Raw genomic sequence first — 12,883 nt, forward strand, 5'->3', positions numbered from 1 at the left:
GGTAAAATCGCAGGTCACGAAAAGCTATTACAAAATCGTAACGATTCTGAATAAGGAAAAAAGTCTTTCACTACGCCTTGACGGATATCCGCTTGCGTAGCCTGCCAAAAACCGGCACTGAGAATGTCTTTATGGTGACGCATAAAAGCTGCACGAATTTTTTCTGACGTCAGCAAAAAAGTGGTAAATTCTTCGGGAAAAACATCGTTCCTTGATGCTGAGTACCAACTCTTTCCCGCCATTTCAGCATCAAAGTCCGGGGGCGGCGGAATACGACGAAACCTACAGTCTGTCATATATTCGATCTCATCGTAATCGTAGAAAACAACTCGACCATATCGGGTAATTCCAAAATTTTTCCACAGCATATCGCCAGGGAAAATGTTGGCTATGGCCAACTCACGAATCGCATTTCCGTATTCGACCACAGCATGCTCTATTTGGTCATCTTGACCTGCCTTCATCATTTCCTCAAGAAATAAATTAAGCGGTTGCATGCGTCGTTCAATATAGACGTGCTTAATCACCAAGCTTTCCCCATCCTCTTCAATTAAAGATGGGGCAGATTCATACAGTGCATTAATCAGCTCTTGCGAAAACCTTTTCCGTGGCAAAGCGACATGGGAAAATTCAAGCGTATCAGCCATACGCCCCACACGATCGACCTGTTTAACCAGTTGGTATTTTCTGCGGACAGTTTCATGATCAACCTCTTTAGAACTACCAAAGACGTCTCTGATAATTTTAAAAACATAAGGGTAGGATGGCAAGGTAAATACCATCATGACCAAACCTCGAATGCCTGGCGCAACAATGAACTGATCTGCGGAATGATGTAGATGATAGACAAGGTCACGGTAAAACGTCGTTTTGCCCTGTTTCCCAAGTCCAAGCATGGTGTAAAGTTCAGAATGGGGTTTATTCGTCATAATCGTGCGTAAAAACTGGACATAAGCGGAAGGTACTTCCATATCCACCATGAAATATGCACGCGAAAGAGAAAATAACAAACTGATTCGCCAAGCGTCCAGAATAATCGTATCTATATAAATCTTACCGCTTGGTACATGCAATATGGGTACAGCAAATGGATGTTCTGTGCCACCATTGATTACTTTTCCAATAACGTAAGCTGCCTTATTTCGATAAAAAGCAGAACCCAATACCTGAATTTGAAAATTGGCTTCTTGTTTAGGCAATCTACCCAAATGTTGCATAAATGTGCGCAAAATGAAATCTACATCTCGATCAATATCTTCAAATTCAAGGGCCCACGAAAAATCGAGAAATATCTGCTGGATAAAATCACTGACATTGTGTTGCGTTGGGTAATAGCAGCGATAAGCTGGTGGCTTTGACTCGATATATTCTGTAGCGACAGCGGGGCGAACGAAAATATAATCGTTATGAAAATATGTCCGATGCAAAATCCGACAACAAACCGAGTTGAAAAAGGTTTCAGCCAACTCAGGCTGCCGATGATCAGATAAAAATCCGATGTAACTTAGTTTGGTTTGTTGCCAGATGTCCTCCGCCAAACCGTCTGCATTAAACTCATCACACAACTGCGCTGTCGTTTCATTGACGCGATCAGCGTAGAACTGGATACGATCCTTAATCGCTTGCTGTCCGTCAATCCAGCGCATTTCTTCAAATCGCTGTTTCGCACCTGATGAGCATTCGCGAAACAAGCTGTAGTGCTTGTTAAATCCAGCAACGATAACGCTCGCTATCCGCTCGGACGTTGGGTCGATAGTCATCAGCTAAGACGGTGTTGTTAGTATAGTAAATGCACCGTTCCTGAAATTAGCGTTTCTCCAGCGCCGACTTTTTGACGTCTACTGGAAATTTTTCTCTTAGAGCACTCATCCACGCACTCACCTCCTCTTCGGTCACTGACTGATCATAGTGCTCCAAGAGCTTGCGACTCTCCGAATTTTCCTTGTTTAGACTCGCTGCTTTCAAAGCATTAATGCGATAAATAACATAGCCATTATCGGGTGAAGCAAGACCGGCATAAGCTGGCAATTTAGTAGCTTTTGTTTTGAAAACTGCTTGCAAAGCCTCAGGAGAAGTATCATGTGTTGCGGCTTGGCTCAAAATTTTCGGCGCTGACCATTTCAGATCAACTACCTCACCTTTCATCAACCGGGACAATTTATCTTCGCCATCTTTTATTGCCAATTTGACTGCAGCCTCATGAACCAACTTATTCTCAATCTTTTCTTTCACAGCGGCAAAGTCTTGCAAAGCAGCAGGCTTATATTCCAGCACCCGTGCGGCAACAAGTGTGCCGGGAGAAACTTCCACGGCTTCAGTGTTGTGCTTTTTCTTAATTGCATCCTCACTAAATAAGGCATCAGCTAACTTTTTATTATTTAGTGGAAAAGGCAACTTATCCGACTTTGAGAACCAACCCGTTTGCTGAATCGGCAGCTTCCACTTTTCTGCTGCGGGAGCCAAGCTATCCGGCTGTTCATAGACCAAATTGCCAAATGGTTCTGCTGCTTCAGCATATCGCTTAGCACCTAACTCGCGCTTGAGTTCATCGGCAATAGTAAGTTTTACTTCGTCGAAAGACTTGATACGTTCGGGCCTTACACCAGTAACACGAATAATATGAAATCCAAATTCTGTACGAATCATGTTGGATGTCACACCCTCTTTCAATCCAAACACAGCATCTTCAAATGGTTTTGTCATCAGGCCACGACCAAACCATCCCAAATCGCCCCCTTTATCTGCTGATTGAGTATCTTGAGAATATTGTTTAGCTAACTGTGAAAAACTGTCAGGGTTGTGATTAAGCTTAGCAAGCACTTCTTCTGCTTTAGCCTGCGCGAGCTTTATTTCCTCTGCAGGCGCATTTTTAGCCACGGGGATCAAAATATGGCTGGCACGACGTGATTCAGCTTCTTTGTAACGGTTAATGTCAGCCGCATAACGAGCTTTGACTTCCTCATCACTGACGGGTAGTGACGTCAACAGCGCATTGGTATTCAGTACCAAAAACTCAGCGCGAACTTGCTCTGGCAACTCAAATTCTTTTCTATGTTCCGCATAATATTTTTTTGCAGCCTCAGGGGGTAATTTCACTTGCGTGCTGTAGTTCGCGTATGGCGCCTGAGCTTCAACAACTTCACGCTGTTCTAACTTTATCGACAACCAACGCCCTATCGACGTAATACCAGGAATGCTTGCCGCTGCAATAGGTAAAACAAGTTGTTGCATCGCCAGGTCATGCCGCATGCGGGCCTCGAACAACTCTTTATTTAGTCCCTGCGATGAGAGAGCCGTTTCATAGCGGCTGTTGGAAAATTGATTATTTTCTTGAAACTCAGGAATGCTCGCGATAGCGTTAACTAATTCACTATCACCCACAGTGAGCTGGGCTTTCCTTGCTTGCTGCGCCAATAGCTTCTTTGTGATGAGTGATTCTAGCAGTTGCCGACGCGCCTGTGGCGTATCAAATAATGCGAGATCAATACTACCGCCTGATTGAACACGCAGTCGCTCTTGCTGTTGATTTAATGCTGCAACAAATTCTTGCTGGGAAATTTTAACTTCGCCCACGGTGGCAACTTCATCCTCACCTACACTATTCTGAATATAAGACTCGACTCCCCACAGCGCAAAAGGGAGTGTGATTAGAACAAGGAAGCCCTGAACAATTTTTTTGTTGTTGCGGACACTATCTAACATATGTAGAAACCTCGAATGAAAAAAAGGCGAACAAACGTTCGCCTTTATTCTATGGTGCTGACGGGTTCGAACTCTTCTCCGCAACACCCTTCAATGCTAGAAAGAACGAATTTTTACTTTCCAGTTACCGTCAAATTTACCAACAAGGAAGGCAAACATATCGTTTCCTATTCTACATCATCTCGGGCTTGATTCTGCCCCAGCAGCGCGTTGAATCAAGCTACGAATATCTTCAGCCCGCCACGCCGTAATGCGCACTCTTGGCGTTCACACCGGCTGAGGATAACGTCCTGACTTGCCCCCACCAGGTCAATTTGCTGACAGGAATCAGCGCCGGGATCGGCGGATTGACTTTCGGGTTGCCGATGATCAGTGGCAGGCGAAGGTAGCCCGTTTCAGGGAGTGGGTACATTGGGATTACCCCCCAAGAGCAGACCCGGCCTGCCATGACATGGGTATCAACCCCAACGAAGCCGACCTTTCCAACCCGCCCATGCAATCGAGTCAGCACATACGTGGAAACTTCCCCGCGCAAGTGCTTGGGTTTCTGCACATCAATGTTGCCTTCGCCGAGAACATGCCGCCAGCACCTGCGCAAAAGGTCTGCGTCCTGCCGTCCGACCAAAGCCAGAGGCCACTTGGCATGCAAAACCCCATAAGGCCGCCACCACCTTGGCCAGAGAGTGGCCATCGGCAGTGACCTGTGGATTTTTGCTGGTGAGATCTGATGTTGCCAATCGAATTATTCAAGTGTAGGCTGACCGACAGTTTTATATCGGTTGCCTCCCGTGTTACTTGAATGTGGGAGTTCTGAAGCGAACGACTGAATTTGGCCAAAACCTGTCGGCCCGCCCCTATTGAAACAGCTTGTCAACTTTGAGCAGGGTTAGCAAACCCATCAACGCAAAAATTCCCGCTGCGATGGAGTGAACCAGTTTCGTTGGGATTTTTGCAGCAAACTTGTTGCCCAGAAGAACGGCAGGCACATCAGCCAGTAACATGCCCAGTGTCGTGCCGGCGATGACCATGACTGGAGCACCATAGTGCGCCGCCAGGGCAACCGTTGCGAGTTGGGTCTTATCGCCCATCTCGGCGAGAAAAAATGTGACAAGGGTTGCTCCAAAGACACCAAAGCGTCTCGCAGACTGCGTTTCTTCCTCCTCAATCTTGTCGGGAATCATCGTCCAAATCGCCATCCCGCTGAACGACAGCCCCAAAACCCAGCGCATGAATTCGGGATTCACGACCGAGGTGATCCACGCGCCTAGGGCACCAGCCAATCCGTGATTGACTAGAGTAGCGCACAAAATACCTCCAATGATCGGAAGAGGTTTCTTGAAACGCGCCGCGAGGATGAATGCAAGCAATTGGGTTTTGTCGCCGATTTCCGCTAGAGCGACAACGCCAGTTGAGATAATCAGGGCTTCCATGATGAATTTCCTAGGCCGGACAAGAACAATGACTACACATCTCCCCGACCAATCCGAAGGCTGTGTAGTCAAAGGTCTTGCCAGGTTAGAAACCGCTTGCACCATGATCGAAGGATCAAGTGTGTTGATGCAAGCCCTTTTGCCGAAGCAAAAGGCGACTACTCCCCAATGACCGGAGAATTATAGCAGAGACATAGTGTGTTTCCAGTATGGGCTGTGCGGATAATCTACTTTTGGCAAACACTCATGGCCGAAACGAGGCGACCCCCGCCAGTCAGATCACCGCAATGTGCGCAATCCAATGCCCACTTTTGTCTGATTTGGCGAGCCAGTGCGAACAAGAATAATACGGTCAAACGATGCTGTCATACAGCTTGTCAGCGGAACGGTATCACCTCGGCTCCGACCTTGATCTTGTCGAGATAGTCAATCCACTGCTGCATCTTCTTGCGTTCAGACAGATACTCAGCGCGGTTGCAGGCAGCCCGCACTACATTTTTTTCCGCATAGGCCAATGGGCGCTCAACCACGTCATGACGGTAGGCCTTGTTCATTCAGCAGCGTGGATGCCACAGAGCAGAAGCCATACCCAGTCATGCGACCTTTGTAGCCCATTCGCGCCAAAGCATGAACGATAGTATTTTTGCTCATGGGACACTCGCGGCTTGTCGATGGGGGAAACACTAGACGCCCCGCTCCAGTCAGCGACTGGAAGCGTTTGAGAATTTCTATCGCTTGCTGTGACAGCGGCACGATATGCGCTTCGCGCCTCTTCATAATCTCGGCAGGAATACGCCGCCATAGCGCCGCGTCAAAATCAAACTACGACCATTCCGCGAAGCGAACCTCCTTTGTTCGCTGAAAGCTTAGCGCCAGCATTTGCATGGCGCTTCGTGGTTGCTTCACCCTGGTAGTCGTCAATGTCGCGCAACAGTTGAGCATATTCGGTAGGATCGATCAGCGGGCATAGTGCGCCTGCTTGACAGTAAATAGCGCATCTTTCAGGCTTGGCACTGAATCGTTTATTGCTCGTCCGGTTGATAGAACATAACGAAAAATAGCGCCACAGCGCTGCTAAGTGCGATGCGCCATAATCGACGATTCCGCGACTTTCGATTGCCCGCCGCAAGGCCAGCAGGTCGGGCACCGTGACTTCGGTAATCGGTCTGGCACCGACGGCAGGGAAAGTATGGCCTTCCCCAAGGGCAGACTTTGTTTTGCTGGCGTCTCTGTCCATCCCTTACCCCGCATTGCCATCCATTTCAAGTGGCGCGTCAGGATAAACACCCATCGAGAGCGTCTTGCACTTTCCGTTAAAACGGTAATCCAGCCACCACCATTTTGAGCCATTCGGGTTGATCAGCAGATGGAGACCATCGACATCCGTCAGCTGTATGGGTTTGGCTTGCGGTTTTGCATTCCTGATCGCGGTATCGGTAAGAGCCATGAAGGTAGCGCCTACCGTCGGATTGCAACAGCCTTACTTCGGACTACCTTGGATTTAAAAAAGCCAGGAATCCTGATATTACTAAGAATTCTGGCCTTTCTTGGACTTCTTTGGACTACATAAAACAAGTAACTGGTGGGTGCTGACGGGCTCGAACCGCCGACATTCGCCTTGTAAGGGCGACGCTCTACCAACTGAGCTAAGCACCCGCTAAAACAACAAATACTCGCTGCGAATCAGGCAGGATTCTATCATCTTGTAGAAAAAATCAGTGCGTCAAAACACCATTCGATCCAACCTCTACCAGAGGAACAGTTTCTACGGGTACCAAGGTTGATTCTGGCAATGGTTCAGGCATTCGTTCCAGAGCTAACTCAAGAACTTTGTCAATCCACCTTACTGGCTGAATCTCAATACGATTTTTGATCGTATCTGGAATTTCAGCAAGATCCTTGACATTTTCCTCAGGAATTAAAGCCGAACGAATTCCGCCGCGTACCGCAGCAAGCAATTTTTCCTTCAACCCACCAATAGGCAAAACTTCGCCGCGCAGCGTAATCTCGCCGGTCATTGCAATATCGGCACGAACAGGAATGCCCGTAAGCGCTGAAACCAAGGCAGTACAAATTGCCGCACCAGCACTTGGCCCATCTTTCGGAGTAGCACCTTCAGGCATATGAATATGGAGATCACTCTTCTGATAAAAATCTTCCGCTATACCCAACTGTTTGCTACGTTTCCTAACGACAGAGAGTGCTGCTTGGATCGACTCCTGCATCACATCACCCAGTGTGCCGGTTGTCATGGTTTTACCTTTGCCCGGCAAAACAATGGCTTCTATAGTGAGCAATTCGCCACCCACTTCTGTCCAGGCCAGTCCAGTAACCTGCCCAACCTGATTTTCTTTCTCAGCCATACCAAAACTGTACCGACGCACTCCAAGAAATTTATCGAGATTTTTACCATTCACCACGATTTTATTTTTACGTGGCTTTATTACTAACGACTTCACAACTTTTCGACAAATTTTGGATATTTCACGCTCTAAAGAACGCACCCCTGCTTCGCGTGTGTAGTAACGGACAATATCGCGCACAGCATCCTCTGTAACCACCAACTCTGAAGGCTTGATGCCATTGTTTTTCGTCTGCTTTGACAATAGGTAGCGCATGGCAATGCTTACTTTCTCGTCTTCGGTATAACCCGAAAGCCGGATCACCTCCATACGATCAAGCAAGGCATGCGGAATATTGAGCGTATTTGCTGTTGCGACAAACATCACATCCGACAGATCAAAGTCAACTTCGATGTAGTGATCTTCAAATGTGTGGTTCTGTTCTGGATCGAGTACTTCAAGCAGAGCAGAAGAGGGATCTCCGCGAAAATCCTGTCCCATTTTGTCGACCTCGTCGAGCAAAAATAATGGATTCTTAACACCCACTTTAGCCATATTCTGCAAAATCTTGCCCGGCATCGAACCGATGTAGGTACGCCGATGACCTCGAATTTCGGCCTCGTCACGCACACCGCCCAGAGCCATACGAACAAATTTTCGATTAGTTGCCTTGGCAATCGATTGGCCCAGCGATGTTTTACCGACCCCAGGCGGCCCAACGAGGCACAAAATGGGGGCTTTAACTTTATCTACCCGTTGCTGAACAGCCAAATACTCAACGATACGTTCTTTGACCTTTTCAAGACCATAATGATCCCTATCCAGCAATTTCTCTGCCGAAGAAAGATCTTTGCTTATCCGTGATTTCTTACGCCAAGGTAGTCCGACTAAGGTTTCGATATAATTTCGGACAACCGAAGCTTCAGCTGACATCGGCGACATCAGCTTGAGTTTTTTCAATTCGGTTGTGGCTTTGAGCAAACCCTCCTTACTCATGCCAGTTGCCTTGACTTTCTTTTCCAGCTCCTCTATGTCAGCACCTTCTTCGCCTTCACCGAGCTCTTTCTGAATCGCCTTGGCCTGTTCATTTAAATAATATTCGCGCTGACTCTTCTCCATCTGCCGCTTGACGCGACCACGAATCCGCTTTTCCACTTGCAAAATATCCAGCTCGGCTTCCAGTTGGCCAAGAAGCTTCTCTAATCGATCGGCAACTCCAATGGCCTCGAGAACCTCCTGCTTTTGCTCGAGCTTCAAAGGCAAATGGGCCGCAATGGTATCTGCCAGGCGACCACCTTCGTCAATCCCTGCTAACGAGGTCAGCACCTCGGGAGGGATTTTTTTATTAAGTTTAACGTATTGATCGAACTGGGCAAGCACAGTCCGACGCATAGCTTCAATTTCGTGGCTGGCAGCATCTGCGCTTGTAATTGATGTGATTTCAGCAGCAAATAACTCGCCTTTATCTTCCACATTTAAAACTCGCGCCCGCTCTACACCCTCGACCAGCACTTTAACGGTCCCATCGGGGAGCTTAAGCATCTGCAGAATGTTGGCAATACACCCGATTTCGTACATATCTTCAGGCGCAGGCTCATCCTTGGCTGCATGCTTTTGTGCCACGAGAAGAATACTCTTCCCTCCTTCCATGGCGGTTTCAAGCGCTGTTATAGACTTTGGCCGCCCGACAAACAGCGGTATAACCATATGCGGGAAAACCACCACATCACGCAAAGGTAAAAGCGGAATAGTTTGCTTTTCCATAGTAGTAGAAGAAGCAGTCAGATCAGACATCATCGTGTCCTTTAAGTTATGAACCACATCGTCCTATCTGGGGCGATGTGAAAGAAATTCAAGATGCGGAAGTAACCTTTTAATTCACCCAACAGATCAGTTAGAACCTGATACTTTTGGTTGGTCCGCGTAGATTATTAACGGCTGGGTACCGCTTTCTACCGTTGTTTCATCAACAACTACTTTAGTTGCATTCTCCATTGTGGGTAGCTCATACATGGTATCGAGTAGTACATTTTCCAGAATGGAACGCAAACCACGGGCGCCAGTTTTACGCTTTAGCGCTTTTCTTGCAATCGCCTGCAATGCTGAAGGACGTATTTCAAGCTCGACACCCTCCATCGAAAAAAGCTTTTGATATTGTTTGACCAGGGCGTTTTTTGGCTCAATCAGAATCTCAACCAATGCGACTTCATCCAGCTCCCGCAATGTTGCTAATACTGGCAAACGCCCAATTAACTCGGGGATCAATCCAAATTTGATCAAGTCCTCCGGTTCAACCTGCTTTAGAACATCGGAAACATTGCTTGCATCACGGCTTTTCACTTCCGCACCAAACCCTATGCCACCTTTTTCGGAGCGACTGCGGATGACTTTGTCCAGACCGTCAAATGCCCCACCGCAAAAAAACAAGATGTTTGTTGTGTCAATCTGAACAAAATCCTGATTGGGATGTTTACGTCCTCCTTGCGGGGGAATGCTGGCAACCGTGCCTTCAATCAATTTCAGCAAAGCCTGTTGAACACCCTCACCAGACACATCGCGAGTAATTGAAGGGTTGTCAGCCTTGCGCGAGATTTTGTCAATTTCATCAATGTAGATAATGCCCTGCTGCGCCTTTTCTACATCATGATCACAGTTTTGCAACAATTTCTGGATGATATTTTCGACATCTTCACCGACATAACCCGCTTCGGTCAGCGTCGTCGCATCTGCCATGACAAACGGCACATTCAGCATACGAGCAAGCGTCTGTGCCAGCAAGGTTTTGCCAGAGCCCGTGGGGCCGATAAGCAGAATGTTACTTTTCGCCAGCTCCACACCGTCACTTCCGGCTTCTTTATGGCGAATGCGTTTGTAATGGTTATAGACAGCAACGGCAAGAATTTTCTTCGCGGCATCCTGCCCGATGACATATTGATCGAGCATGTTGCGTATTTCTTTCGGCGTCGGCAATCCACTGCCTTCTTTTTCTGAGGCCATGCCCGCGATCTCGTCGCGAACGATATCGTTGCACAGATCGATACATTCATCACAGATAAAAACAGATGGGCCAGCGATCAGCTTTTTTACCTCATGCTGACTCTTGCCGCAGAAGGAGCAATACAAAAGCTTTTCACCGCCAGCCGTCTTCTTTTCCACAATCGTCGTCTCCGTCAATATAATATCAGCCAGCAACAACCTCGGCACGGCTCGTCAGCACTTTATCAACCAAGCCGTACTCAACAGCCGCATCGGCAGAAAGAAAGTTATCACGATCTGTATCACGTTCGATGCGCTCTATGGACTGGCTTGTGTGCATGGCCAGCATATTATTAAGCTTTTGCTTGAGGAACAAAATTTCTTTAGCGTGAATCTCGATATCCGATGCCTGGCCCTGAAATCCACCCAGAGGCTGATGAATCATCACACGAGAATTTGGCAGACAGTACCGCTTCCCTTTTTCACCCGCCGTTAACAAAAAAGCCCCCATACTTGCCGCTTGGCCGATACACAGCGTCGATACATTCGGCTTGATAAATTGCATCGTGTCATAAATCGCCATGCCCGCAGACACAGAGCCGCCAGGGGAGTTGATATAGAAAAAGATGTCTTTATCAGGGTTTTCAGACTCAAGAAAAAGCAGCTGAGCAACAATCAAGTTCGCCGTTGCATCATTCACCGGGCCAACCAGAAAGATCACTCGCTCGCGCAGCAAACGCGAGTAAATATCATACGCGCGTTCACCGCGGCCACTGGTCTCGATCACCATGGGCACAAGGCCCAGAGCCTGGGGATCATTCATGGAAGCATCGACACCACATGTGTATTTTGCGCCGTACATAGAACCTCCAGAGACGATCATGCTGCATTACCCATTAATTCATCAAAAGCCACTGATTTATCACTGACCTTCACCTGACCTAGAACCCATTGCACCACATTACTCTCAACTGCCAAAGCTTCTGCCTCGGCCAAACGCTGTGGTTGGGAATAGTACCAACGCACAACCTCTTGCGGATCTTCAAATGAGGCAGCAAACTCATCAATCACCGCGCGCACATGTTCCGGCTTGGCATACAGGTCGTTTGTTTTAACCACTTCGGACAGCAACAAGCCCAACTTGACGCGACGTATTGCCTTGTCGGCAAACCAGGCCGGCTCGATCGGAAATCCTTTAACAGCCATGCCGCGCGACTCCATGTCGCGTAATGCCGCATCCGCCATTTGTTTGGACTCTGCCTCAACTAATGCTTTGGGCACATCAAGCGGATTCACCGCCAACAAAGCATCCATAACCTGCTGCTTGACTTTGGCTTCCAGTCGCTTCTTAACTTCGCGCTCAAGATTAGCGCGTACTTCGGCACGCATAGTCTCCACGTTACCGTCAGCCGAACCCAAGGCCTTAGCAAATTCGGCATCCAATTCAGGTAAATGGGGCGCTTCAACTTTCTTTACTAGAATATCAAACTGTACGGTGCTACCGGCCAGATCTTTGGCTTGGTAGTCATCGGGAAATTTAACGTCAAACGTTTTTTTATCGCCCGACGTGACGCCCTCAATTGCTTGTTCAAAGTCAGGCAGCATAGCGCCAGCGCCAACAATCATCGCATGGTCATCCGCCCGGCCACCAGCAAACTCAACGCCTTCTTTGCGACCGACAAAATCAATCACCACACGATCATCTTTCTGTGCCGGACGATCAGTTTCGCTATAGCGCACACGCTGCTTGCGTAGCACATCCAATGTTTGATCAACTTCAGCATCCGTCACAGCAAGTACTGGTCGCTCAATGCTCTGCCCGGAAACATTCCCCAGGGTTATTTCTGGATACACCTCAAAGGTTGCCGTAAAGCCAAGCCTTCCTTCACCTGCATCCGGCGTGGACTGAATGTGCGGATAACCGGCCATGCGCAGGTTCTGCTCCTTGAGCTTCGCCTCCAGAATTGATTCAACAGCCCTGCCAATGGCCTCACTGCGCGCTTGACTGCCATAGTTTTTTGCAACCAGACTCATGGGCACCTTACCTGGGCGAAAACCCGGCATCTTGAGCGTTCGAGCGATATTTTTAAGACGTGCACCGATCTCGCCCTCAATCTCAGCCAGCGATACCGAAATATCAATCCGCCGCTCAAGCGGGCTGACCACAGGACTTACTGCGGGACTTGCTGTGCCCGTTGCACCTGACTGCGCACCTGCTGTTGCCATTTCCATTGCCATATCCGTCATTTTTTTACCCGTCAAATTTGAAAAGCTAATCGAATCTTTGCACCTGTCGCATCAAGCAAGCCATATGAGCTTGCGCTCTATATCACATGCCTGCATGGTGCCCAGGAAGGGACTCGAACCCCCACGCCTCGCGGCGCCAGAACCTAAATCTGGTGCGTCTACCAATTCCGCCACCTGGGCATTACG

Annotated in this window: 11 protein-coding genes, 2 tRNA genes and 1 riboswitch; all 13 genes read right to left on the reverse strand. The window is 48.2% G+C overall.

What is annotated here, in order from left to right; genetic code table 11:
- Positions 1-14: 14 nt before the first annotated feature.
- The 13 genes from aceK to PG1C_RS08710 all read right to left on the reverse strand — a co-directional run bounded on the left by aceK (position 15) and on the right by PG1C_RS08710 (position 12,877).
- A complete protein-coding gene (gene aceK, locus PG1C_RS08650; RefSeq protein WP_202634417.1) occupies positions 15-1,760 on the reverse strand; it encodes a bifunctional isocitrate dehydrogenase kinase/phosphatase in 1,746 nt (581 codons plus the stop codon).
- A gap of 46 nt (positions 1,761-1,806) precedes the next feature.
- On the reverse strand, positions 1,807-3,702 hold the full coding sequence (locus PG1C_RS08655; RefSeq protein ID WP_202634418.1) for a SurA N-terminal domain-containing protein: 1,896 nt from the start codon (positions 3,700-3,702) through the stop codon (positions 1,807-1,809).
- Positions 3,703-3,934: 232 nt separating this feature from the next.
- Complete coding sequence (locus PG1C_RS08660; RefSeq protein ID WP_202634419.1) at positions 3,935-4,393, reverse strand: hypothetical protein; 459 nt, start codon at positions 4,391-4,393, stop codon at positions 3,935-3,937.
- Between the two features lie 163 nt (positions 4,394-4,556).
- On the reverse strand, positions 4,557-5,132 hold the full coding sequence (locus PG1C_RS08665; RefSeq protein WP_202634420.1) for a TMEM165/GDT1 family protein: 576 nt from the start codon (positions 5,130-5,132) through the stop codon (positions 4,557-4,559).
- A 3-nt stretch (positions 5,133-5,135) separates the two neighbouring features.
- A riboswitch (yybP-ykoY riboswitch) is annotated at positions 5,136-5,311 on the reverse strand.
- Between the two features lie 198 nt (positions 5,312-5,509).
- Positions 5,510-5,686, reverse strand: coding sequence for a hypothetical protein (locus PG1C_RS08670; protein WP_202634421.1), 177 nt, complete (start codon positions 5,684-5,686; stop codon positions 5,510-5,512).
- Positions 5,687-5,949: 263 nt separating this feature from the next.
- The gene (locus tag PG1C_RS08675) at positions 5,950-6,369 is read right to left on the reverse strand and encodes a hypothetical protein (RefSeq protein WP_202634422.1); all 420 of its coding nucleotides are present in this window, start codon (positions 6,367-6,369) and stop codon (positions 5,950-5,952) included.
- A gap of 3 nt (positions 6,370-6,372) precedes the next feature.
- On the reverse strand, positions 6,373-6,579 hold the full coding sequence (locus PG1C_RS08680; RefSeq protein WP_202634423.1) for an Arm DNA-binding domain-containing protein: 207 nt from the start codon (positions 6,577-6,579) through the stop codon (positions 6,373-6,375).
- A 133-nt stretch (positions 6,580-6,712) separates the two neighbouring features.
- Positions 6,713-6,788: transfer RNA gene (locus PG1C_RS08685), tRNA-Val, on the reverse strand.
- A gap of 59 nt (positions 6,789-6,847) precedes the next feature.
- Complete coding sequence (gene lon, locus PG1C_RS08690; protein ID WP_237218117.1) at positions 6,848-9,271, reverse strand: endopeptidase La; 2,424 nt, start codon at positions 9,269-9,271, stop codon at positions 6,848-6,850.
- 93 nt (positions 9,272-9,364) lie between these two features.
- A complete protein-coding gene (clpX, locus tag PG1C_RS08695) occupies positions 9,365-10,630 on the reverse strand; it encodes an ATP-dependent Clp protease ATP-binding subunit ClpX (protein WP_284431745.1) in 1,266 nt (421 codons plus the stop codon).
- Between the two features lie 25 nt (positions 10,631-10,655).
- Positions 10,656-11,273 carry an ATP-dependent Clp endopeptidase proteolytic subunit ClpP gene (gene clpP, locus PG1C_RS08700; protein ID WP_202634424.1) on the reverse strand — a complete coding sequence of 206 codons (618 nt, stop codon included), beginning with the start codon at positions 11,271-11,273 and terminating at the stop codon, positions 10,656-10,658.
- Positions 11,274-11,329: 56 nt separating this feature from the next.
- Positions 11,330-12,697, reverse strand: coding sequence for a trigger factor (gene tig / locus PG1C_RS08705; RefSeq protein ID WP_284431746.1), 1,368 nt, complete (start codon positions 12,695-12,697; stop codon positions 11,330-11,332).
- A gap of 95 nt (positions 12,698-12,792) precedes the next feature.
- Positions 12,793-12,877: transfer RNA gene (locus PG1C_RS08710), tRNA-Leu, on the reverse strand.
- Positions 12,878-12,883: the final 6 nt, after the last annotated feature.

It is taken from the genome of Rugosibacter aromaticivorans, from assembly GCF_000934545.1.
Classification (GTDB): domain Bacteria; phylum Pseudomonadota; class Gammaproteobacteria; order Burkholderiales; family Rhodocyclaceae; genus Rugosibacter; species Rugosibacter aromaticivorans.

Bases quoted from the DNA above. Each gene is read 5' to 3' on its own strand.
- aceK (WP_202634417.1), bottom strand. From the start codon at position 1,760: ATGACTATCGACCCAACGTCCGAGCGGATAGCGAGCGTTATCGTTGCT.
- PG1C_RS08655 (WP_202634418.1), bottom strand. From the start codon at position 3,702: ATGTTAGATAGTGTCCGCAACAACAAAAAAATTGTTCAGGGCTTCCTT.
- PG1C_RS08660 (WP_202634419.1), bottom strand. From the start codon at position 4,393: ATGGCCACTCTCTGGCCAAGGTGGTGGCGGCCTTATGGGGTTTTGCAT.
- PG1C_RS08665 (WP_202634420.1), bottom strand. From the start codon at position 5,132: ATGGAAGCCCTGATTATCTCAACTGGCGTTGTCGCTCTAGCGGAAATC.
- PG1C_RS08670 (WP_202634421.1), bottom strand. From the start codon at position 5,686: ATGAACAAGGCCTACCGTCATGACGTGGTTGAGCGCCCATTGGCCTAT.
- PG1C_RS08675 (WP_202634422.1), bottom strand. From the start codon at position 6,369: ATGGACAGAGACGCCAGCAAAACAAAGTCTGCCCTTGGGGAAGGCCAT.
- PG1C_RS08680 (WP_202634423.1), bottom strand. From the start codon at position 6,579: ATGGCTCTTACCGATACCGCGATCAGGAATGCAAAACCGCAAGCCAAA.
- lon (WP_237218117.1), bottom strand. From the start codon at position 9,271: ATGATGTCTGATCTGACTGCTTCTTCTACTACTATGGAAAAGCAAACT.
- clpP (WP_202634424.1), bottom strand. From the start codon at position 11,273: ATGAATGATCCCCAGGCTCTGGGCCTTGTGCCCATGGTGATCGAGACC.
- tig (WP_284431746.1), bottom strand. From the start codon at position 12,697: ATGACGGATATGGCAATGGAAATGGCAACAGCAGGTGCGCAGTCAGGT.